At 63.0% G+C, this 22,707-nt stretch carries 15 protein-coding genes; 5 read left to right on the forward strand and 10 right to left on the reverse strand.

Annotated elements, in window-relative coordinates:
* Nucleotides 1–99 precede the first annotated feature (99 nt).
* Nucleotides 100–315 (forward strand): helix-turn-helix domain-containing protein, encoded by a 216-nt coding sequence (locus LK434_RS08080; protein WP_006721946.1) that lies wholly within the window; start codon nt 100–102, stop codon nt 313–315.
* Here LK434_RS08080 and LK434_RS08085 read toward each other — a convergent pair.
* Genes LK434_RS08085 through LK434_RS08100 form a run of 4 tightly spaced genes read right to left on the reverse strand, consistent with a single transcriptional unit; the run spans nt 312 to nt 1,910 of the window.
* Nucleotides 312–473 (reverse strand): hypothetical protein, encoded by a 162-nt coding sequence (locus LK434_RS08085; protein ID WP_006721945.1) that lies wholly within the window; start codon nt 471–473, stop codon nt 312–314. The two genes, LK434_RS08080 and LK434_RS08085, sit on opposite strands and share 4 nt — an antisense overlap.
* Nucleotides 473–820, reverse strand: a complete 348-nt coding sequence (locus tag LK434_RS08090; protein ID WP_006721944.1) for a hypothetical protein — start codon at nt 818–820, stop codon at nt 473–475. Before LK434_RS08090 ends, LK434_RS08085 begins: the two co-directional genes overlap by 1 nt.
* A 17-nt stretch (nt 821–837) precedes the next feature.
* The gene (locus LK434_RS08095) at nt 838–1,518 is read right to left on the reverse strand and encodes a hypothetical protein (RefSeq protein ID WP_006721943.1); all 681 of its coding nucleotides are present in this window, start codon (nt 1,516–1,518) and stop codon (nt 838–840) included.
* Nucleotides 1,518–1,910, reverse strand: coding sequence for a hypothetical protein (locus tag LK434_RS08100; protein WP_072414865.1), 393 nt, complete (start codon nt 1,908–1,910; stop codon nt 1,518–1,520). The genes LK434_RS08095 and LK434_RS08100 overlap by 1 nt, the downstream gene beginning before the upstream one ends.
* 599 nt (nt 1,911–2,509) lie before the next feature.
* Here LK434_RS08100 and LK434_RS08105 point away from each other — a divergent pair.
* From LK434_RS08105 to LK434_RS08120, 4 genes are all read left to right on the forward strand, one after another.
* Nucleotides 2,510–5,407 (forward strand): THUMP domain-containing protein, encoded by a 2,898-nt coding sequence (locus LK434_RS08105; protein ID WP_227917715.1) that lies wholly within the window; start codon nt 2,510–2,512, stop codon nt 5,405–5,407.
* A 263-nt stretch (nt 5,408–5,670) separates the two neighbouring features.
* Nucleotides 5,671–7,710: a KUP/HAK/KT family potassium transporter gene (locus LK434_RS08110; RefSeq protein ID WP_006721940.1), complete on the forward strand. Its 2,040-nt coding sequence runs from the start codon at nt 5,671–5,673 to the stop codon at nt 7,708–7,710.
* A gap of 672 nt (nt 7,711–8,382) precedes the next feature.
* On the forward strand, nt 8,383–9,474 hold the full coding sequence (locus LK434_RS08115; protein WP_006721939.1) for a hypothetical protein: 1,092 nt from the start codon (nt 8,383–8,385) through the stop codon (nt 9,472–9,474).
* Between the two features lie 954 nt (nt 9,475–10,428).
* Nucleotides 10,429–12,798: an LTA synthase family protein gene (locus LK434_RS08120; RefSeq protein ID WP_006721935.1), complete on the forward strand. Its 2,370-nt coding sequence runs from the start codon at nt 10,429–10,431 to the stop codon at nt 12,796–12,798.
* Nucleotides 12,799–13,138: 340 nt separating this feature from the next.
* On the opposite strand, the gene LK434_RS08125 is transcribed toward LK434_RS08120, so the two are convergent.
* The 6 genes from LK434_RS08125 to LK434_RS08150 form a co-directional block, all read right to left on the reverse strand.
* Nucleotides 13,139–13,849: an ABC-2 transporter permease gene (locus LK434_RS08125; RefSeq protein WP_006721933.1), complete on the reverse strand. Its 711-nt coding sequence runs from the start codon at nt 13,847–13,849 to the stop codon at nt 13,139–13,141.
* Nucleotides 13,849–14,796 (reverse strand): ABC transporter ATP-binding protein, encoded by a 948-nt coding sequence (locus LK434_RS08130; RefSeq protein WP_006721932.1) that lies wholly within the window; start codon nt 14,794–14,796, stop codon nt 13,849–13,851. The genes LK434_RS08125 and LK434_RS08130 overlap by 1 nt, the downstream gene beginning before the upstream one ends.
* Nucleotides 14,797–15,174, reverse strand: coding sequence for a GntR family transcriptional regulator (locus LK434_RS08135; protein ID WP_040361743.1), 378 nt, complete (start codon nt 15,172–15,174; stop codon nt 14,797–14,799).
* 295 nt (nt 15,175–15,469) lie between these two features.
* Nucleotides 15,470–15,916 carry a GatB/YqeY domain-containing protein gene (locus tag LK434_RS08140; protein WP_040361742.1) on the reverse strand — a complete coding sequence of 149 codons (447 nt, stop codon included), beginning with the start codon at nt 15,914–15,916 and terminating at the stop codon, nt 15,470–15,472.
* 77 nt (nt 15,917–15,993) lie between these two features.
* Nucleotides 15,994–17,247 (reverse strand): peptidylprolyl isomerase, encoded by a 1,254-nt coding sequence (locus tag LK434_RS08145; protein ID WP_006721928.1) that lies wholly within the window; start codon nt 17,245–17,247, stop codon nt 15,994–15,996.
* A 178-nt stretch (nt 17,248–17,425) separates the two neighbouring features.
* Nucleotides 17,426–22,321 carry a discoidin domain-containing protein gene (locus tag LK434_RS08150; protein WP_050755011.1) on the reverse strand — a complete coding sequence of 1,632 codons (4,896 nt, stop codon included), beginning with the start codon at nt 22,319–22,321 and terminating at the stop codon, nt 17,426–17,428.
* Nucleotides 22,322–22,707 lie beyond the last annotated feature (386 nt).

Below are 22,707 nucleotides of genomic sequence, written 5' to 3' on the forward strand. Positions count from 1 at the left end.
GCTTTCTCTCCCTCGCTTGTGGTCCGCTATAGCGAACCGAATAGTACATGGTTAATGATAGCGAACCGGCGGGCTGTTTCAAGCGGTTACGCTCGGGAAATGGAAAAGAAGGAGCGCCGCCTGAGGCTCGGCAGGAACATCAAGGCGAGGCGCATCGAGGCCGGACACTCGATGCGCCAGTTCGCCGCTATGGTTGGGACCTCGCACAACTATCTATGGGAGATCGAGACCGGTCGCGTGAGCGTCGGCTTCGACATCTTGTGCGTCATCGCGGACTCCCTTGGCGTGAGGGTGCGCGACCTCGTCGACTTCTAACCCGCCTCGTCCTCGAGCTCGAGCGCGATCTTCGCCGCGTTCGCGATCCCGGCGACGTACCCCCGCACCCATGCGGGGTCGCTCGAGTCGTCCGAGGCGACCGCCGCCAGCTCCTCGAGGAGCGCCCGGGCGAGGCGCTTTCCCGCTTCCGCTTCCATCACAGCTCTCCCTTCTCGTCGGCCTCGGTGTAGAAGGTCACCTCGGGCTCGAACGCCGGGTCGTCGTAGGCCGCCTCGATCTCCTCCGGGGACATCGCCGCGACCTCGGCCGCCGACCACCGCCCGTTGTCCGCGAGCATCCACGCCTTCTCGTGCCATGCCGGGCGTCCGCCCCAGACCTCGCGCCAGTCGTCCTCGGAGACGTACTCGCCGAGGTCATCGATCTGGTAGACGCCCTCGAACGGCTCGAAGGCCCGCCGCACGCGCGCCCTCAGCTCGCCCGTCACCGCCAGGATACCGTCCATGGTGTCGCGGCCTATGGGCCCCGCCTTCCCGTCTTCCAGCACAGCCGTCGGCCTCCTCCCTAGATCGCGCGGACCGGCACCCTGCGCACCGTCGGCGTGAGCAGGTAGTTGTTGACGTTGCCCGACCAGCCGGCGTCGTCGGCCCCGTACATCGCCACGTAGGGCACGCCCGAAGTGTCGAGCCCGTTCACGACGCGGCCGTCGCCGACGCCGGCCACCGGGTACGCCTCGAAGCGCCCGTCGACCCGCCGCATGAACACCTCGTCGCCCGGGACGACCCCGGAGGCGGGCACCTCCTCGGCGTCGAGGTAGGCCCCGAGCCTCTGGTCCTCGGGCTGGGCGGCGTCGATGTCGCGCAGCATCTCGGCGCGGGAGTACACGTCCTGCTCCTCCTCGGGGCGGACCTCCCGCATCCCCACCGGCTCCCAGCCGGGGCCGTACTCCGTCGTCAGGCGGCGGGCGATGCGCCACCCCTCGATGACGTAGATGCCGTTGTCGCCGGGGTCCATGCGCGCGTCGCCCTCGTAGCGCGAGATACCCACGGAGAGCCCCTCGGCGCCCATGTAGTTGCAGATGACCTGGCAGAGCCTCGCCCAGCCGTAGGTGTCGCCGTCCGGTGCGCGGAAGCCCCTCAGCTCGCAGTACTCGAGGAACGCCCCGACGGAGTCCCTGCCCCCGTTCCAGTGCAGGTAGACGCCCAGGTCTCGCTTCTTGGTTGTGATGATCGCTCGGTTTCCCATCAGGCAGCCCCCTCCGCCTCGTCGTCGAACCAGACTCCCGCCCTGCGCGAGACCGCCGCCGTCGAGGCGCCGGTGAACTCGACCGTGACCGCGTCCGCGCTCACGGTGTGGGGCGGGGTGCGGAACTCCGCGCAGAAGAGGCGGGCGAGGGCCCGCGCCCTCCCCTCGGCCCGGGCCTCGGCGAGCCCGTCGCCGCGCTCCTCCTCGACCGCCGCGACGGTCCACGGCGTCGAGGCGCCCCTGACGATGATGGCGGCGCCCAGCGCCCCGGTCGCGGCCGGGCGGTACGCCCTCGGGCTCACGTCAAGTCCTCCCATGGCGAGCGCCGTCGCGGCGACCTGCTCCGCCGCCGTCGCCGCGCGCAGCGTGATCGCCCTTGCTCCCCTCCGCATGATCTTCTCCCTCCGTCGGATCGCGGGGCTTCCGCCCCCTGTCGGGAGGGTGTCCGTGAGCGCGGCGGGGCGCAGCGCTCAGATGATGAAGGCTGCAGGATTAAGGCGACGCAAGCTCATTGGTTCCAGGCTAACCGATCAAAAGTGTCTAATTTTAGTTAGACATCTCCCTTCGTCGGATCACGGGACCTCCGCCCGGGGCCAGAGCGGAGGCGCAGCCCATGGGAACGGGCCAGCATGATGAAAATATGTATACTGTTTTCATCAACGAGAGGGGGCGGATTATCAACGGAAGCAGGAAGGGTTGGAGAGGGTCAGGGAAACTGACCCTTGCAGAGTTTCGATGGCATTCGGATGGCGACGGGGTCGAAAGAATGGTCTCCAAAATGGTCTAACTCGCCATGATTTTCAGTGATCCAGCGTGATACGGCGTGAGACTAGTTTGATGAATCTCAGCAGGTAAACAGCGGTGTTAAGCGTGATACCTCGGGATACTCAATTATGTTCTGCATTGCCCGGAGGTCGTAGGTTCAACTTGCCCGAAGCTGCCATAATACTAAGGTCAACACATTCACACAGCGCCGACGCAAGGAGAGCCCATGGCGTCCACGTCCCCCAACGCCTCACGCGAGGCATCGCACGAGTTCTTCGCCAGCTGCCCGGAGGGCTTCGAGGTCGCCCTTGCCGACGAGCTGCGCGCTCTGGGCCTGCGCCAAGTGCGCCGCCTCAAGGGCCGCGTCACCTTTGTCGGACCCGTCGCGGACGCGTACCGCGCGTGCCTGTGGTCGCGCCTCGCCAGCCGCATCTTTGTCACGCTCGCGCGCTTTGACGCCCGCGACGCCGATGAGCTTTACGAGAACGCTGCCGCCATCGCCTGGGAGCACGTCCTGCGCCCCGGCGCCACGCTCGCCGTTGCGGCGCGCGGCACCTCCGACGAGCTGCGCAACTCGCACTTCTCCGCCCTGCGCGTGAAGGATGCCGTCTGCGACCGTCTGGCGCGTGTGCTGGGCGAACGGCCCTCCGTGGACACCGATTGCCCCGACTGCCGTCTTTCCCTCACGATCCGCGACGACCGCGCCAGCCTGCATCTCGACCTCTCCGGTGACCCGCTCTTCAAGCGCCTGCCGCGCGAGGCCACGCGCCCCGGCGCGGCCCACGTGCTGCGCCCCGACTACGCCGCGCTCGCGCTCGCCCAGATCAACTGGCAGCAGACGTGCGCCAACGCGCTGGTGAACACCGGCGACGCCGCGGCACCCGCCGCAGAAAACGATGCCGCACCTGCGGCCAATCGCGCTAAATCCGACGAACCCAACGCAAGCGCCAACTCCGACAGCGACCTCGACGCCGCAACGTCCGAAGAGGCGGGCACCGACAGCGCTCAGTCCATCGCCCGCGACTCCGCCCCCACCACCTTCCCTGTCCTTATCGACCTGTGCTGCGCCGGTGGCGGCATCACCCTCGAGGCGGCCTCCGTCCTCGCCGGGCGCGCCCCCGGCATCGACCGCGAACGCTGGGGCTTTTTTGGCTGGGCCGAGCACGACGAAGCCGCATGGGCCGAGCTGCGCGCCGACGCCCTCGCCCAGGCCGAGCGCGCCCGCGGGCGCGCCGCGCGCATCGTGGCAACCGACCTTTCCGGCGATGCCGTCTCCTGCGCCCGCCGCGTGCTCAAGGCCGCAGGCCTGGCGGACCGCGTGATCTTTGCCCAGCCCGACGCGGAGAAGATCCTGCGCAAGCTGTCCATCCCCGTTATCAGCGGCGCCGCCGTGGCGGGCGGCATTGCGCTCGACACCACCGAGGTCGCCCTCACCAAGCTCCCGCGCCTGCTCGCACTCGTCAACGACGTGCGCGACGGCTCCCCGCTCTCCAGCAGCGGCATCGCGCTCGACCTGCCGATTGCGACCCTCACGCGCGACGCGGTAATCGAGCAGACCCTGGGCACGGCGACCAACCGCATCGCCGTCATGCCCAACAACGAGGAAGCCCAGCTCCTCACCTTTGCCGAGCGCACGCCTGCGGGCAGTGCCCCAGAAGGTGAAGGCGACAGCGCGACAGACCCCTGCGACAACCGCATCGCCCTCGATTTGGGCGACGGCGCGCCCTGCCCGGTGTTCCTGCCCGAGTCCGACCAGTTTGCCCGCCGCCTGCGCAAGATGGCCAAGTTGCGCCGCAAGTGGGCCCAACGCGAGGGCGTGACCTGCTACCGCGTGTACGACGCCGACCTGCCCGACTACTCCGCCGCCATCGACCTGTACGAGGGCAGCTCCGCAACGCCGGGCCGTTGGCTGGTCATCGCCGAGTACGCCGCGCCGCGCTCGGTCGACCCCGCCTTGGCCGAGAAGCGCCTGCTCGACATCCTCGCCATCGCGCCGCGCATCCTCAACGTCGACCCCGAGAACGTGTTCGCCAAGGCCCGCATCCGCTCGCGTGGCGGCTCGCAGTACGGCAAGCAGGCCGGTGGCACTTCCGCCACCGGCGCGGGCGATGCCAAAGGACGCACCCGCAACACGCCCAAGGGCGGTCGCCCCGGCAAGGCGGCGGCGCCCGCCACGCCCGCGGACATCCGAACGCGCCACCTCCCTCTCATCGAGGAGGGCGGCCTGACCTTTGCCGTGAACTTCAACGACTACCTGGACACCGGCGTCTTCCTGGACCACCGCATCACGCGCGGCCTGGTGCGCGAGCACGCCAAGAGCGCCCGCTATTTCCTCAACCTGTTCGCCTACACGGGCACCGCCACCTGCTACGCGGCCGACGCCGGCGTGGAGGAGACGGTGACGGTCGACCTGTCCAACACATATTTGGACTGGGCCGAACGCAACATGGAGCAGAACGGCTTTGTGGGGCCGCAGCACCACTATGTGCGCGCCGACGTCATGAGCTGGATCCGCGACATGCGAGAGACCCGCAACCGCTGGGACCTTATCTTCTGCGACCCGCCCACGTTCTCCAACTCGAGCAAGATGGGGCACCGCACTTGGGATGTCCAACGCGACCACGTCGAGCTGCTCATCGGACTTTCGCGCTTGCTCACTCGCGAGGGCGAGGCGATCTTCTCGTGCAACCTGCGCACGTTCCGCCCCGACACCGAGGAGCTCGCGCGCGCCGGCGTGGTGCTCACCGACATCACCGAGCAGACGATCCCCGAGGACTTCGCACGCAACCAGCGCATCCACAAGTGCTACCTGGTACGCCGCTACACCTCCGAGGAGGCCATGCGCATGGTCGGCATGGACGAGGAGGCGATCCGCGAGCGCACGCGCGAGCTGCGCAGCAACGCCGAGCGCCACGGCGGCCCGACGCCCAAGGGCCCCGCGCGCAAGGGCGGCCCGCGTCGCGACAACGACCGCGACGGCGGTCCGCGCAACAGTGACGGCACCAGCCACGGCGGATCTCGCAACGGAAGCCCGCGCAACGGCGGTCTCCGTAACAGCAGCCCTCGCAATAGCGGCCCGCGTGACGGCGGCCCTCGCAACGACCGCCCACGCGGCAGGCGCTAACCCCGCAGCAGCCCCCTCGCCACCCCGCATCCCCGCCAGGCCGCGCCACCCCCATTCCGCCGCAACCCCATAGCCGCCCCACCGCCGCTAGCGCACGTCGCCGGCGGCGGCTTTTTTTACATTCCCGCAGCTTGCGGGTTATAGCGTTTGACCTGCGCAACCCCTATAATGGCTTGCACGTTTAGATGGCATGCAAATGCCTCTCGGCTCCGACGCCTCGGGCGCCGCCGCCGGGTCACCCCCGCCAAGGAGCAACAACCGCAATGGTACAGGCAACTGAATCACACGCGTCCGAGCACCATTCGCACGCGATACCCGTGAGCATCGGCGCGATGCTCATCACGCTCGGCGTGGTGTACGGCGACATCGGAACGTCGCCTATGTACGTCACCAAGGCCCTCCTCGCGGGCCAGGGCGGCATCATGACCGTCACCGAGGAGTTCATCCTCGGCGCGCTCTCGCTCGTCATCTGGACGGTCACCCTACTCACCACCGTCAAGTACGTGCTGGTCTCGCTCAAGGCGGACAACCACGGCGAGGGCGGCATCTTCGCCTTGTACAGCATCGTGCGCAAATACGGCAAGTGGCTCATCATCCCCGCCATGCTCGGCGGCGCCGCGCTGCTCGCCGACGGCGTGCTCACCCCTGCGGTGACCATCACCACGGCAATCGAGGGCCTGCGCACCATCCCCGCCGTCCACGACATCATGGGCGACAACCAGATGAACGTCGTGATCATCACGCTCATCATCGTGTGCCTGCTCTTTGCCGTGCAGCGCGCCGGCACGTCTAAGATCGGCCACGCGTTCGGCCCGGTCATGACGTTCTGGTTCCTGTTCCTGGGCGGCGCGGGTCTGCTGTACGTCATCGGCAACCCCGTCGTGCTGCTCGCGTTCAACCCCATCCGCGGCATCAGCTTCCTGCTGTCGCCCAACAACCATGCGGGCATCATGATCTTGGGCAGCTGCTTCCTCGCCACCACCGGTGCCGAGGCGCTGTACTCCGACATGGGCCATGTGGGTCGCGGCAACATCTACGCCACCTGGCCGTTCGTCAAGATCTGCCTCATCCTGTCCTATCTGGGCCAGGGCGCATGGTTGCTCGCCAACGCTGGCAACGCCGACCTCGCCATGATCGAGGACCTCAACCCGTTCTTCCAGATGCTCCCCGAGATGATCCGCCCGTTCGGCGTCATCCTCTCCACCTGCGCGGCCATCATCGCCAGCCAGGCGCTCGTCACCGGCGCGTTCTCGCTCGTGTCCGAGGCCAGCCGCCTGGACCTCATGCCGCACATGCAGATCTTCTACCCCGCCGAGACCAAGGGCCAGCTCTACATCCCCATGGTCAACAACGTCATGTGGGTGGGTTGCGTCATCGTGGTGCTGCTGTTCCAGAGCTCCGCGCACATGGAGGCCGCCTACGGCCTGGCCATCACCATCACGATGATCTGCACCTCCGTGCTGTTGTTCTTCTACCTGCATGGCATCCGCAAGATGCGCGTGTTCCCGTATGTCTTCGTGATCTTCTTCGTGGCGCTTGAGGGCTTCTTCTTCGTGTCCTCGCTCACCAAGTTCTTCCACGGCGGCTACTTCACCATCCTCATGGCCGCCCTCATCATGGGCATCATGGTGAGCTGGTACAACGGCAGCCGCGTTGAGCGCCGCCAGTACACCATGCTCCCCGTGCGCAAGTACCTGGACCAGCTCGACCGCCTGCGCAATGACCCGAGCTACGAGATGCTCTGCGACAACCTGGTGTACCTCACCAACAGCACCTCGACCGACATGCTCGACCGCGACATCCTGTACTCGATCTTCGACAAGCACCCCAAGCGCGCCCGCGCGTACTGGTTCCTGAACGTCGAGGTCACGGAGGAGCCGCACACGTTCGAGTACTCCGTTGAGAACTTTGGCACCGACTACGTGTTCCGCGTGCACCTGCACCTGGGCTACAAGGTCAACCAGCGCGTGAACGCCTACCTGCGCCAGATCGTGTCCGACCTGTCCGCCTCCGGTGAGCTGCCGGTCCAGACGCACGACTACTCCGTGTACGAAGAGCCCGGCTCGATCGGCTCGTTCCGTTTCTGCCTGATTCGCAAGACGCTCGCGCCGGAGTCCGATGTCGAGCAGCAGGAGCGCCACGCCATCGCCATGAAGTACGCCATCCGCCGCTTTGCCGGCTCGCCCGTGCAGTGGTTCGGTCTGGAGAACTCCAACGTGTTCTACGAGTACGTGCCGCTGTTTACCAAGTTCAAGCACGTCGACCGCATGGAGCGCGTGAGCGTAGAGGAGCGCCGGGCGTAAGTGTGCCCCAGCAATGGGACCGTGCGCCTCGCACCCCATTGATTCGATGATTCGAGCCCAAGGGCCGCGATGGAAATCCATCGCGGCCCTTTTAGTTGGTGGAGACACCGGGTGGAGCGACGGGTTATTACACGCTGTGCGCAGCCACGTGCGGCTTTCACGGCGCCCCAGGCGCGACCCGCCCCCTTCCAGACGCAGCACCCCAAGCGTGACCCGTGCCCCTTCCAGACGTTGCGTCCCGAGGCGCATTGGCGGGCCTGGATAGACGCAAGTTCCGACCGCGCCCCCCTAAACGTTGCGCTCCCAGGCGTGACCCATGCCCTCCCCCTCCAAACATTGCGTCCTCAGACGCGGCCTTTCCCCAAATGTCGCCCGCGCCCAGATGCCGCCCGTGCCCCCTTCCAGACGTTGTCCACACTCCCCCAGATGCTGTCCATGCCCCTTTCCAAGCACCGCATGTGTCCTCTCTGTGTGATTGGCTTTCAAAAATGTGTGGGGTTTATCGGCGATCCGGCCGCATGCGCGAGTTTCAGCTCTTCGCTATTTGGGGTTTTACGCTCGCGGTCAGCTCTCTACATAACTCCGGTCAGATAAACCCCACACATTTTCAGTTTGGCCCCGGATTTCCCTTGATATAACGCTCTTCCAATCCCAAAACGCATTGGAGGGCCTATGCACGGAGAAAAAGACATTCTATTTGGCTTGAGTTCGTTTCGGCTGCATCGCATTCCCTACCAGGTGCTTATGTTATGTCCTCCCATCCCTCCCCTGTGGGACAACGTACGCGATCCGCTCCTGCCAAAGCACCCCGTGATACACGAGATTCTCGGCAGCCCGCTCCACGTGCTTGTCACCAACAGAAAAGACCGCCGAACCGCAAAGAATGTCCGCACGCACCTCGTGGAATCCCGTCTACCCGCTGGGGCGATTGTGGACTCCGTCCTCGGCGTGCAAACCTGCTCGCCGCTTTTCACGCTGCTAACCCTCGCACGCGACCTCAACACCATCGAGCTCGCCATGGCCATGTACGAGTTCTGCGGGAATTTTTCCGTCTTTAAGCCAAGTGAGGCAATCGAAGGGTTGCTCAAGACTCCCGAAGCCGCCGAGCTGAACAGGCAACCCGGAGCTTGGAAGAGGGTTCGCAGCTCAGCGGCAACCACCTCGGGCAAAACGTCGTCCCTTTGGATGCGTCCTCCGCTCGTCTCACTCGACGAGCTGCACAGCGCCCTTGACGAGTATCCGCATTTTCATGGCAAGACGAGATTCCGTGAGGCAGCAAATCTTGTTACCGGTGTCACGTCTTCGCCCTTCGAGGCGCAGCTTTCGATGCTGCTGGCTCTCCCGGAGTCGATGGGCGGCAAAGGCATGCCGCTCTTTACCAACAACGCAAAGATCGCCTTAACCAAAGAGGCGCGAAAAATGTATCCTCACAACTTCATCCGCGCCGACCTGCTTTTTGAGGGCAACGAAAGCCGCCCCGACATCGACGTTGAATGCCAGGGCTCGATCATTCACGAGAATGAAAAACAAGCCATCAGCGATAGCGACCGATCAACTGCGTTGGCGTCCATGAATATCGAGGTGCTCTGGATCACATATGAGAAGGTATCGAACGCCAGCACGTTTCAGTCCATCGCGGGCCTCATTGCGAAAAGAATCGATTACCCGCTCCCCGAGTCAACCGGAGAAGCGCTCAGGCGCGAGAACGAACTCAGACGAAATCTCATGATCGATTGGTCGACACTCGGAGGTCGCCCCATGTAGCCCAGTCGGTTGAATCCGTGGACCAGCTTACCGCCGGTAGGTTGAACATGCGCGGCCAGCCCAGCGCCAGCAAGGCGAGCGTGCACGACCAAACCCCCGTCAGCGAGGTGAACCCATGCCTAACCGACCCATCGCCGGCAAGGCGAGCGCGCACGACCAGCCCACCGCCGGCAAGGCGAGCGCGCACGACCAGCGCGCCGCCAGCGAAGTGAGTCCATGCCCGACCAGCGCACGCCAGCGAGGCGAGCCCAAGCCCTGCCGAGCGGCCGCCGGAAAGGACAGCCAGCGCGCCGATGAAACCCCACCGATTGAACGCGCGCCCGAGCCGACAAGAACGAGAAAATGGAAACTTTCACGCTAAACAGGGGGTCTATTTTTAAAATGTGTGGGGTTTATTGGAAAGGTCTGAGTAGACCTCCTTTATTTCAAGCGTTTTCTCAGTTGGCGGTTGAGAAAAATGGGCGTCTACTCCACCTCTCCAATTTAAACCCCACACATTTTAATTTCGAACACCCCGGGTAATCGCTTTTGCGCAACTTGAAATGCAAAAACGCTCTGACTTGGGCCCGGGAGCACGAGCGGCAACGAATGGAAGGCCAAACTCAAAGCGAAAACGGGAACAGCTTGATGGGACGTGGTGTCTCCGGCCCGCCCTGCGACTCCCCGGCCCGACCTACGGCTTCCCGACCCGCCCTGCGACTTCCTGGCCCGACCTCCAGCTTCCTGGGCCACCCTGAAACTTCTAGACCCGCCCTGCGGCTTCTTGGCCCATTCTATGAAAACTGCGACGAACCGCAGGCTATCGACCAAATCTCGACAATCCATGAGTACTATGTTCCCTTGTTGTTTACTGTTCACAGTGCATGGCATCAATACCGGACGAGCGGCGAGTCGCGTTCGAGCACGCGCCGCTCGTCCGTCGCAATACGTAATGAGCAAAGAAGAGGTCATCGTATGTTCACTACCATCATTTCCCTTGTGGGGCTCGTCGCCTCCGCCTATCTGGGCCGACGGGAGCTCAGCCGCCGCAAGGCTTCCGGGGAGCGCTCCGGCTTGGGCTGGGCTGTCGCATTTTGCGTCATGCAGCTCATCGCCGCCCTGCTCGGCGTGCTGGGTATGGCGCCCGATGACATCCTTTCCCCCATCGTTCTGAACTTGGTGCTCACGGCGTGTGCATGGGGCAGCTTTGCCCGCGACCTCGTGTGGCAGCGCGTGACCTCCTACATCGAGCGCGGCGCCCAAGCCGAAGCGCGCACATTCGCGCCCGACTGCGCCGCCTGCGACAAGTACGAAACCTGCGGCCACCGCATTGCCAAACCCGAGGACCTCACCCTCGCCGGACGCCTAGGTGCCACCCTTCGCAAGCTGGGACGCACTGCCAGCGCGCTCCTGCACCGCCCCACCGCCGTTCGCATCATCATCCTGCTGCTCGCGGGCCTCTTTGCCATGCTCGCACTCGAGATTCCCTCCAACCACGATCTCACGTGGTACTACCCGCTGTGCATCCTGCTCGAGTGGTCGCTCATCAGCGCCGTCATGATCGGCTTGTACCACCTGTTCCAGCGCCATGGCGTCGCCCCCGCCGTTATCGCTTTTGCGCTATGGGGCATCGGCATGGCCCAGTTCTTTGTCATCACGTTCAAGTCCATGCCCATCCAGCCCGCTGACCTCTCCGCCCTGGGCACCGCCGCTGCGGTGAGCGCCGGCTACGACTACATCTTTAGTGCCTTTGGCCTGTACGGCATGGCCCTGCTCGCGGTGTCGATGTTCCTCTGCTCGCTGGCGTCCGAGTTCCGCGTCGCCCGCGCAGAACGCACGCGCAAGCACGTGCTCGTTAACCTGCTCGTGGGAGTGCTGTGCCTCGCCGGCGTGACCGCACACGTCACGCTCATCGACTACTACAACACCCTCAACATCACCGTGTACACGTGGCGCCCGCTCGAGAGCTACTACCGTCAGGGTTTTATCCCCACGTTCATCTCGAGCGCCCAGACCATCAAGCCCCCCGTGCCCGAGGACTACGACATGCAGGCGGCAGAGGAGCTCGAGAAGTCGCTCGCCGCGACATACGACGCCGGCGAGGGCGACGACGCCAGCCACGTGCTCGCGCAAAAGCAGTTTGACCAGGAAAAGCCCGCGGTCATCGCCATCATGAACGAGACCTTCTCCGACCTGTCGATTTACCAGAACATGCACGCCGGCTACAACGGCCCGCAATTCTTCAAGAGCCTCCCCGACGCCCTGGCGCGCGGCACGCTGTACGTGAGCGCCTACGGCGGCGGCACATGCAACACCGAATTCGAGTTCCTCACCGGCAACTCCATGTCTTACTTGGGCTCCGGCGTGTACCCCTACACGATCTACGACCTCAACGAGACCAAGAACCTCGCCGCGCAGTTCAAGGACCTCGGCTACACCACCACCGCCATGCACCCCAACCACGGCACCAACTGGAACCGCGAGAACGTGTACAGCGGCTTTGGGTTTGACCAGTTCCTGACCATCGAGGACTTCCAGAACGCCGACAAGCTCCGCGGCATGGTGACCGACGCCGCCACCTACGACGCGATCCTCGAGATGCTCAAAACCAACGATGAGCCGCAGTTCATCTTCGACGTCACCATGCAGAACCATTCGGGCTACGACACTGGCCTGCTACCCGCCGACAAGCAGCTCAACTTCTCTATCGATGGCGAGAGCAACGCCGAGGTCAACGAGTACCTATCGCTCATCGAGGAATCCGACCGCGCACTCGAGCAGTTCATTGGCGAGCTGCGCGAGCTCGACCGCCCCGTTGTGGTGGTGTTCTTTGGCGATCACCAGCCGTTCTTCCCCGATAAGTACAACAACCGCTGGTTCCTCAACGAGGAGAAGGCAGACCACAACATGCGCCTGTGGACCACGGACTATCTCATCTGGGCGAACTACGACGTGGCGGGCAACAGCCAGGAGAGTGCCGACATCGACCTTTCCACGAACTACCTGGGCACCGAGATGATGAACCTCATCGGCGCGCCGCTTACCGACTATCAGAAGGCCCAGTTGGTCCTGCGCCAGTCGCTGCCGGCAATCAACACCACCGGCTTCCTCGACTCCGCGGGCTCCGTGTACCTGGCGAGCGTCAAGAGCGACACTAACGCGTCCGCCGACCCTGCCATGCCCGCGAGCTCGCTGCAGCAGGCCCTCGAGGCGCGCATGCAGTACGCGCAGATTCAATACCTCGAGCTGTTTGGCGACGGCAAGGACGTCTACACCAAGCAACATCAGAGCGCCGCGAACGAGACCGACCCCAACCTCGCCCCGGGCACGACCAAGATCAAGTAGCGAAAGGGGCTGTGGACAAAAAGCCGCACCGCTCGAATGGTTCGGCTTGGAGGCACACATGCGTGCCTCGACGGCGTGAGCCTCCTTGGCGCAACGCCCATGCGCAATGCACATCCACAAGATGCCGTCATCACAAAAGGCTCGCCGAGAACGATTCTCGGCGAGCCTTCTTCTTTGAGGGTTATCGTGAGGCTTTTGGGCGGACATGGGGTGCAGTTCACGCCCAGCATGTCGGTTCAACTTCGGGCTACAGACCGCGCCCAATTTGCCGAACCATCTACAAGCCACGAGTCGCGTGCGAAATAGAGCCACGCGATGGCGAACCGCGGGCGCAAATAAGCTACAGGTCGCGCGCGGAATAGAGGCGCACGGCGATAAACGAGCTCGCCACGTAGACTGCAAGCGAGATCGCCAGCGCGGCAAAGGCGATCAATCCCAGACCGCCTGTCGTCTCCGCAAGCTCAATCGCGCCCTTCACCTGGTCGAGCAGCGGCCCGCCGATGACGCCCAACACAAGGAACGGGGCCACGCTCAGGAACAGCATGATGAACGGCAGGTACTGCGTCGCCTTGGTCATGCCGAGCTTGAAGTACGCCGGCAGCGTCACGCTGCAGATGCACAAACCAATGCAGGCGCAGGAAATCGATGCGACGAGCGTCGCCTCAAGCTGCTGATTGCCCCAGACGGCGAGGTTTGCCAAAAACTCCGGCAACTCAACCGCGGACCCCAGCGCGATAAACGCCGTCATGAGCACCGCCGCAATGGCAGCCGCAAAGATAGCCGCCAGTAGGTTGAACGCATAGCGACCCCGCACCACGTCGCAACGCGTCAAAGGCATGGCCATCCGGTACGACCCCCACTCGTTTTGATCGTCATACATCGAGGAGCTCATCGACATGCTGAACATAACTATCAAGAACGCCACACCCGGTGCTGACGTCAACGAACCCATGCCCGCAGCGAGGCATGGAATCATAATCAACATCGTGAGCGCAATCTGCTTGAGGTACTTCTTGAGCACCGCGAGCTCCATCTTCATCATGCGCAGCATTACCGCACACCCCCTTTCACGTTATTGATGCTCGTCTGCATCGGTGCACCCTTCAACATGAGCGCCATGTAGTCGTCAATCGTGATGCGATCGCATGGAATCTCGGGGAACGCCCGCGTAAAGGCGAATCTGTCGCTCACCAGCACGTCGATGCCGTACTCATGGCGCACGTAACGCTCAGCCAGTTGCCCAGACACGCCCTCGTTCTGCAGGCGCTCAAAATCGACCGCACGGCAACGGGCCACGCCCATCATGTCGCAAATCTCATCCTTGGCGCAGCGGAACACCACCCGCCCCTCGTCGATGCAGAGTACCTCATCGGCGATCTTATCGAGGTCACTCGTGATGTGGCTGCTCATGAAGATCGCGTTGACCGGCTCGCCGTTCGAGCCCTCTACCGCCACAAAATCGCGCAGCAGGTCGAGCACCTCGTCGCGCGCCATGGGGTCCAAGCCCGCCGTCGCCTCGTCCAAGATGAGCAGGCGCGGCTGATGCGCCAGCGCGCATGCCAGGCTCAGCTTCATACCCATACCGCGCGAAAGGTCCTTGACCGTCTTGGCGCGGTCGAGCCTGAAGCGCCCGAGCATACGCTCGAACATATCCGCGTCCCAAGTGCGATACGCGCATGCCATGAGATTGCCCACCTCACCAACCGTAAGATGCGGGGGCAAAGACACCGTGTCGAACACCACGCCCACCTGCTCGCGCATCTGCGCCGCCTCGCTCGGCGCGCAGGCGCCCACGGGCACACCCAAAACGGTCGCCTGGCCGCCGTCGAGACCAATCAGCCCCAACAGCGCTTTGATGGTCGTCGACTTTCCCGCACCGTTTTGGCCGATAAAGCCCACAATCTGGCCCGTATCCACGGTGAGGTCCACCGCATCGAGCGTAAAGCCGTCGTAGCGCTTGGTGATCCCGCGCGCATCGATGAGCCGTTCCATACCCATTTACTCGTCACCCTCCATCAGGACGGTCATCATCTCAACGAGCTCCGCCGCGCTCACGCCGATGACGCGCGCACCCTCGATGGCCCGCAGCAAATGCCCCTCGACCTCGCGCAGGCGCTCCTCGCGCAGGAGCTCGTCGTTGCCGCCGGCAACAAAGCTGCCCTTGCCCTGCACGGTCTCGATGAACCCTTGAGCCTCGAGGTCGGCATAGGCGCGCTTGGTGGTAATCGCGCTCACGCGCAGGCTGTTTGCGAGCGCGCGAATCGAGGGGAGCTGCTCGCCCGCCACGAGATTGCCAGCCATGATCTGATCTTTGATCTGGCTCGTGATCTGCTCGTAAATGGGCTTTGAGCTCGAGTTTGAGATGATGATGTCCACAAACAGTTTCCTTCCCAGTTGGCTCGCAAGGCGTCCCTTGGCGAGCGCTACGGCCCAGGTCGACGTCCTACCTGCGCCATAACCGAGTATAGTGTATATACTCGATAAGTACAGTATATACACACCTATGCACAGCGCAATACCCTAAATTACAGACCGGCAACAGCGAGCACGGCCCGTATGATTCGCGTCTATCCATATAAAACGACCCTCGAAGAAAACCTTCGAGGGTCATCACGCGAATCATCGATGGGCCGGGCGCCTTTCCAAACCAGCACCCGCCACAGAACGTCTGTTACGCCAGGCGGGCACCCACCATCTGAGCGGCGGCGGGCTTGTCAAAGTTGCCGTTCGTGGCCTTGGTCAGCGCGCCCATCACACGGCCCATGTCCTTCTTGGACTCGGCGCCGATCTCAGCGATAACCTGCTCAATCAGGGCATCCAGCTCGTCGCCGGACACCTGGGCGGGCAGCAGGCTCTCGAGCACCGCCACCTGCTCGCGCAGGTTCTGCGTGCGCTCCTCGTTGTTGCCGGCCTTCTCGGACATCTCGAGCGTCTCGTTGGTCTGCTTGAGGGTGCGCTTGATCTGGGCGGTCGTCTCCTCCTCGGTGATCTCGTGCGCGCCGCCGCGCGACGCGGCGTTCTTGAGCTCGCCCAGCACCAGGCGCGTCACGCCCAGGCGCACCTTGTCCTTGGCCTTCATCGCAGCGACCATCTCGGCATGCAGCTCTTCGTATGTCATGTCAAACTCCTCACTTTGCACCGGCGCGTCAAGCGTATTGGGCGCCCCGTCCGAACGGCAGGGCGCCCGCAACGAATTTACTTCGCGGAATCCTTCTTGCCGTCGGCGTCCTTCTTGTCCGCCTTGCCGTCCTCCGCCAGCGCCTTGTCCATGTCAACGTTGTACGGAACCTCCTCGGGCATCTCGTTGATCTTGATGTCCGCCTTCTCGGTGTACTCGGTCAGCCACTCGGAGTACTTCTCGCTCTCCGCAGTCGTCTTGATGCGCTCGGCGATGGCGTCGCGAATCCCCTCGGGCACCTCGTCGATGCTGCTCACGGTCTGTACGTTGAACTGCCCCGTGCACTTGATGATGTGGTAGCCGTACGTCGTCTTGACCAGCCCGCTCATCTGCCCGTCGGAAAGACCGCTCAGCGCGTCCTGGTACTCGGTCACGAACGTGGTGAGCTTGTCCCAACCCACATCCCCGCCGTTCTTGGCGGAACCGTCCTCGGAGTACTTCTCGGCGGCCTTGGCGAACTCGATCTCGCCGGCGTTCAGCTTGTCGAGGACCTTCTGGGCCTCGGCCTCGACCTTGGCACGCTCCTCCTCAGTCGCGTCCTCGGCCACCTTGAACAGGATGTGCGACGAGCGGCGCGCGTCGTTGTAGGTGGAGAGGTTCTCGTTGAGGTACGCGACGATGTCCTCGTCAGAGGGCTTCTTGACGCCCGCGACCTTCTCGCGCAGCTTCTGCTGGGCCAGCGAGCTCTTGATGTTCTCGAGGTAGGTCTCCTTGGTGAAACCGAACTGCGAGATCGTCTCCACAAAAGCGTCCTCGTCGCCGCCGTTGCCCTCGACGGCTTCCTTCCACGCCTTGTCGAGGTCCTCCTGCGTCACCTTGATGCCGTAGTCCTTCTCGGCCTGCACGAGCAGGTACTGGCGAACGATGCTGTCGATGACGTTCTCGCGGTACGTCTCGGGCGTCATGCCCTGCTGGGACAGGTACGTCGCCCAGTCCTTGTCGCTCTCGTATGCGGACTGGCGCATGCTCATGATCTGCTCGGTCACGCTGTCTTCCTTGATGTTGACGCCGTTGACCGTGGCCGCAACGCCGCCGGTGAGCTTGTAGTCCTCCTTGGACTGCACCTCGTTGAGGACGCCGGAGCACGCCATGGCGCTCACCGAGAGCAGCATGGCGGCGATGCCGATTGCCACCAGCACGATCTTACCGGTCTTGGAGAGCTTCTCCTTGCGCTTTGCCTTGATCTCGCGCTTGCTGGGCTTGGGGGCCTCCGCGGCATCCGCCTTGGTCGTCTCCCGCTTAATCTTGGGGCTTTTCTTACTAACAGCCATGGGCCTTCTTTCCGTTCTCGATGAGGCTGCAAAAACGCGCAGCCGCTGCAATCATATGGTTGTTTATTGTCTCACATGCGGCCGCGGCTCCGCCATAAAAAAGCGGGGCTCTCGCATTTCGCGAAGAGCCCCGCCGTGCGCACATCGTATACGACGTACGGGCAGCGCTTGCGCCGGGTTAGCGCGAGTTGCGGCGACGCATGATCACGCCCACCACAAGCAGAACCACGGCAGCCGCAGCGATGCCGCCAATGAGCAGCATGGAGCTATCGCCGGTCTGCGGCAGGCCCACGCCCGGGTTGGGGTTATCCGCATTGGGCTTGCCCGGGTTGACCGGCTTCTCGGGGTCGGTCGGCTTCTCGGGATCAACCGGGGGCTCCGGAGTGTCAACGCCCGGATCGACTGGGGCATCGCGGTTCTCAACCCACTTGGCGCTCAGCACCAGGTCGCTCGTAACGGGGGCATCGAAGTCCCACTCGTTCTTCCAGGTGCCGTCAACGCCGTCGGTGTACCAGCCGTCGAACAGGTAGCCGGCGAACTCGGGCATAGGCAGCACGGGCACCTTGTCGCCCTTCTTGACCACAATCACCAGGTCCTCGTGGCCGGGAATGCGGTCGTCGACGGTGACGGTGAACTCATCGGCGCCGGGGTCAACAACCTTAGCGTCAAGACGCAGGGATACGATGCTCTTGCCAAGCTCGCCCATGAGGGCAAAGACGGAGTTGACGTCGCCGCTCTTGTCGGCGATCACCTTCTCGGCCTCGGCGACCTTTGCCTGCAGAGCGTCCCACGTGGCATCCGTGAAGGCGTCGTGCTTGCACGAACCATCCTGCTTGATAGCCTTGGCAGCATCGACCAGGGTCTGGAGACCGGCGAAGTCGGGTGCAGCGGCGGCGTCCATCAGACGCAGCTCAGCGGCAGAGGCAAAGTTGCCAACGGACTTGGTCCAAACGATCTTCACGGCCTTAACGTTATCCTGGCGATCGAACTTGAGGGATACAGGGTTAACGCCATCAAGCTTGACCGTGCCACTAGCAACCTTGGTGAAGGTCTTGCCGTCCTGGCTCACCTCAATGTCGTAAGCCTGCATATTGCCGTTCGCACCGCTCTGGCGCGGGGTGTACACAAAGCCGTCAACGCTCATCGGCGTCTCAGAAGAGAGCGTGATGGAGATCGGCAGCTTGTTCTCGCTGTACTTGGAGTGCCACATAGTGCCAACGTTGCCGTCCAGCACCTTAGCAGCAACCTCGGCGCCGCCCTGCTCGGAGCTGGCAACGGCCTTGAGGCTCGCGGGATCGACGAAGTTTAAATCGCCACCGGTCCTGAGCTCAAGGTCGTTGAGGGCGTTCACAATGGCGTTCTCGTACGCGTCAACCGTGGACTGCATGCTCTTGGGCAAGTCCTCGCGAACCTGGGCCCAAGCGGCCTGCACGCCGGCAACGGACTCCTCGGTGAACAGACCATTGAGCAGAGCCGCGGCATCGCCGTCAAGCTGGAGCTGCGCATAGGCGTCCAGGCGGCAGTAGTCCGCCATCTCGTAAGAAGGCTTGCCATCCTCACCAGTGAGCAGGGCCTCGATCTTGGTCACGAGACCGTCGATGTCGGCCTGAGCCGGGTTGGGGTTCAGGAACAGGGCGTACGCCTGGTCCAGGAGCTCACGCAGACCAGGGACATCCTGTGCGGCGAGCACGGACTCGGCGGTGAGGACCGCGTAGTCGAGCTCCATGGTGGAGGCGAACTCCTTGGCAGTGGAGATGCGAACGTCGTCCACATAGCCCTCGAAGGCGTTCTCGGTGGAACCGATCTTGTTCACGGGGAACATGCAGGTTGCCTTGAGCTTGTTGCGGCTGCCCTCGCCGGTTGCGCCAATAGTCTCGATCTTCTCGCCGTTGACGTAGAGCGTCGTGACCTCGAACTCGTTCTTGAACTCGAGCTCAACCCACTCGTTAACCGGCAGGGTGTAGTTGAAGGAGTAGTCACGGTTCTCGCGGGTGATACCGACCTTGCCGGTGCCCTTCTGAACCGCCTTGATCGTGCCGTACTCGGACTCGAACAGAACCTGCTCATCGGTGGAGGCGCTGGTGCGCTTGACCTTGACGCGCAGGTCGTTGCCCAGACCCAGGGTGGTGAGAGCGTCGTCCTTAACGGACACGTAGGACTCGCCGCCGTTGAGCTTAAGGGCCTGCTTGCCGTCGACCTTAGCGAGCTCGGCGTTCTTGCCGTTCTCGAGGTCGCGGTTCATGTCGGAGGAGTCCGCGAGGGTGCCCTCCATGTTCCACTGGGCGTACATGCCGTTCTCATCGGCAGCAGCCTCGTAGCCGAAGTTCGTGTTCGGGGCGTCACCGATCTTGGCATACAGAGCCTGAGAGTCGGCGGCGCTCAGAGCGCCCTTGCCCCAGCTGTTGGCCGCGTAGGCGCCCAGCGCGCCGTCGATGCGGTCGTAGATGTCGTACTCGGACATACCGTTCTCAGACACGTAGCACATGTCGTTCCACACGGCGAAGGCGCCACCGGCGATCTGCGGGTCGCCCGCAGGAATGCTGACGCGACCCACGGCGTTCAACGGATCGTTGTAGCAGTGGTCGTAGCTCAGGTAGTCATAGTAATAACCGGCGTTCGGGACGATGTAGAAGTCGCCGTCGTTGCAGTCGATGAGCTCGAAGCCGTCCTCGTACATCTTGTCCATGTTGGCGTAGCCGAAGTTCCAGAGGTTGATCTGGCGGCGCTGGCCATCCTCGTTGACGCCGGGAACCTTCACGGAGCCGTCACCGGCGATGGAGGTCAGCGAACCCCACACGCGGGCAATCTTGCCGTGATCCTCGACGTACTTGAACATGTCGTTGTTGAAGCGACGGAAAGCGTTAGCGTCCGCGCTGTACTCGTCGGCACCGATGTGGATCACGTCGGCGTCGGCGAAGACGTCGTCAGCGGCGGTGGCACCGTCGTTGTTGGCGTCGAGGTACTCGTTAAAGATGTCCTGAACGAACCCGATGGACTCGTTGTACTGGTTCTTGAGGTCGAGATGGTCGTTCTGGCGACCGCTCGTGCCCGTGCGCAGGTCGGGACGGACCTTAGTGAGCGCCAGGGAGTGAGCCGGGGTGTCGATCTCCGGAATGATGTTGACGCCGAGGTCCTTGGAGTGCTCGATGAACTCCTTGAAGTCGGCCTTGCTATACCACACGTCGGTCGAAGTCAGGTCAGCCTGGTTCTTGCCGCCGTTGCCGCCCTTCTTGACGTTGGATTCAAGACGGAAGCCGGAGTAGGCCTTCATCGGGTCCTCAAGATTCTCAAGACCGATGAAGTTGTCGTTCAGGTGAATCTGGAAGTCGTTCATCTTGTAGAACGACAGCTGCTTGGTCATCTGCTTGAGCCAGTCGAGCGTGAAGGTCTTGCGACCCACGTCGAGGATGAGACCGCGCACCTTGTACAGCGGGTAGTCGCGGCTCATGCCCACCGGGAAGTTGTTGGCACCGGTCTTCATGCCCTGCAGGATGGTCTTGCCGCCCCAATTGGCGCCGGCGACCTCCTCAGCGCTCACCGTGATACGGTCGGCCTTGGCGTCGAGCAGGTAGCCCTCATCGCCGAGGCCCTTGGCCGCATCGGCGCCCAGGGTGAAGAAGATGTCCCCGGCAGCAGCGGAAGACCCGCTCGCGACGGAAAGCTTGACGCCCGTGATCGCCTGGAAGTCGGCTGCAAAGTCCTCGGCCATGGCCTTGAGGGACTCGGAGCCGTACACCACGCGTTTGGCGGCAGACGCGGCGAACTGGCCCTCGCCACCGACCCACTCGCGGAGCTCGGGGAGCACCTGCGGGGCAGGGTTGGTGCCGGCGGTCATGGAACCGGGAACGGTGACGTCGAACTCCTTGAACGCGTAGTCGGACTTGTCCTTCTCGTTCTCGATCTTGAAGGAGGCCTTGACCGTCACGTCGGAGATGGGACGGTAGATCTTGCCGTCCAAGCCGATGACCTGCTCGTAGTCGGTACCGTTGTACTTGATCTTGTAGCCGGCGGGAAGGTCCGTGGGCAGCGTGTACTCGAGCTCGGTCGACTCAGCGGTAACCGGCTTGACGACGATGTCGTTCAGGTAGTCAGCAGGCTGCTTCTCGGGCGCGGGCGGGACCTCGTTCCACACCTCGAACTCCATGCAGGAGGCGCCCCAACCGGAGGTCTCCGCGGTAATCTCGAGCTTGGCATAGCGGCCCTTGGCGGGGGTCTCGAGCGTGACGCTCGTCTGGCCCTGGTTATTGCCCTTCACGGCCTTGACAGGCTCGCCCCACTCGGTGGTGGAGTCGGAGACATACAGGTTGAAGTCGGTGGCGTAGTTCGCGGCGCTCTCCCAGTAGAGCTCGAAGTGGTTGACCGTCTCGGACTTGCCAAGGTCGACGTAAACCCACATGGGTTTATCGACCGAGGGCTTGGTCTCGGTCATCCAGCGATCGGCCTTGCTGTTCTTCTTCTTGCCATCGACAGCGCGAGCACCGTTCTCATTGTGATAGTCCTTGCTCGCCTTGGTCGGCTTCTTGAGCGCAAGGTTCGTGGCCTCCGCAGGCTTCTCGGGTGCCTCGCCCGCGATGTTCCTGATCTCGAGCTCAGAGCAGGACACGTTGGGGTACGCGCTCACCTTGGTGACTTCGAGCTTCACATACTGTCCGGTCACGGGCGCATCGAGCTTGATGGTAGAAACGCCGGAGGTGTTGCCCTTCACCGCCTTGTCGGGCTCACCCCAGTCGTCCTTGCTGTCGGATACGTAGATGTTGAAATCCGTAGCGTATTCCGTGTTGCTTTCCCACGTGAGTTCAAAGTAGTTCATCTCTTGGGAGGCCCCAAGGTCGACGTACGCCCACTGCGTCGGCCCCTGCTCCGCACTCCAGCGGCCCTTCTTGGGATCCTTGTTGCCATCAGTCAGTCTGCTTGCAGGCAGATTCTGATGCTCAGCGCTTGTCGTCACGGGCTTGTTCAGCGCCAGGTTCTCCTCAGCCGCGAACACCGGTTGCGCGGGAAGAACCATGGCCGCAGCACATAGCGCCGCGAGACCACTGGCAACAAGCCCCCCCTTCCAGCGATGTTTCCTCATGCATCCTCCTTCATAGAGCGTGCCTTCCCATGCCGATCGCCCGCGATGCTTCCTACGGTCATACCTATCCCTAGCATGGATTTTTATAACTCTATGAGAATTGCGGGGAATGCGTTTTGCGGTCCCGGCTCCCCGATATGCAAAGACGCGTCGAATTTATTCATACTTAAGTGGTTTGTTTGTATTGTTACCAATTGGTTGTAAACCTATATGAACTCGGGTTTTGTTGCGAGTTTTGCCTTGAGAAAGGCCCACCCCTCCCCCGAAATCCCACCGACTTTGTTAGGTTTTGCAGTCTTCATAGGCTCAGCACGTTTATGGAAGGCGGTAAACGGTCTTCATTTTTCGGTAAACGGCGTCCCTGCACAAGAAGAGGGCTCTCCGCT

Origin of the sequence: Collinsella stercoris DSM 13279 (assembly GCF_020735465.1) — a bacterium.
Taxonomy (GTDB): Bacteria; Actinomycetota; Coriobacteriia; order Coriobacteriales; family Coriobacteriaceae; genus Collinsella; species Collinsella stercoris.

Coding starts and splice junctions, on each gene's coding strand:
- LK434_RS08110 (WP_006721940.1), top strand. CDS start 5,671: ATGGTACAGGCAACTGAATCACACGCGTCCGAGCACCATTCGCACGCG.
- LK434_RS08145 (WP_006721928.1), bottom strand. CDS start 17,247: ATGGCTGTTAGTAAGAAAAGCCCCAAGATTAAGCGGGAGACGACCAAG.
- LK434_RS08085 (WP_006721945.1), bottom strand. CDS start 473: ATGGAAGCGGAAGCGGGAAAGCGCCTCGCCCGGGCGCTCCTCGAGGAG.
- LK434_RS08115 (WP_006721939.1), top strand. CDS start 8,383: ATGCACGGAGAAAAAGACATTCTATTTGGCTTGAGTTCGTTTCGGCTG.
- LK434_RS08105 (WP_227917715.1), top strand. CDS start 2,510: ATGGCGTCCACGTCCCCCAACGCCTCACGCGAGGCATCGCACGAGTTC.
- LK434_RS08125 (WP_006721933.1), bottom strand. CDS start 13,849: ATGCTGCGCATGATGAAGATGGAGCTCGCGGTGCTCAAGAAGTACCTC.
- LK434_RS08140 (WP_040361742.1), bottom strand. CDS start 15,916: ATGACATACGAAGAGCTGCATGCCGAGATGGTCGCTGCGATGAAGGCC.
- LK434_RS08150 (WP_050755011.1), bottom strand. CDS start 22,321: ATGAGGAAACATCGCTGGAAGGGGGGGCTTGTTGCCAGTGGTCTCGCG.
- LK434_RS08130 (WP_006721932.1), bottom strand. CDS start 14,796: ATGGGTATGGAACGGCTCATCGATGCGCGCGGGATCACCAAGCGCTAC.
- LK434_RS08095 (WP_006721943.1), bottom strand. CDS start 1,518: ATGGGAAACCGAGCGATCATCACAACCAAGAAGCGAGACCTGGGCGTC.
- LK434_RS08120 (WP_006721935.1), top strand. CDS start 10,429: ATGTTCACTACCATCATTTCCCTTGTGGGGCTCGTCGCCTCCGCCTAT.
- LK434_RS08080 (WP_006721946.1), top strand. CDS start 100: ATGGAAAAGAAGGAGCGCCGCCTGAGGCTCGGCAGGAACATCAAGGCG.
- LK434_RS08100 (WP_072414865.1), bottom strand. CDS start 1,910: ATGCGGAGGGGAGCAAGGGCGATCACGCTGCGCGCGGCGACGGCGGCG.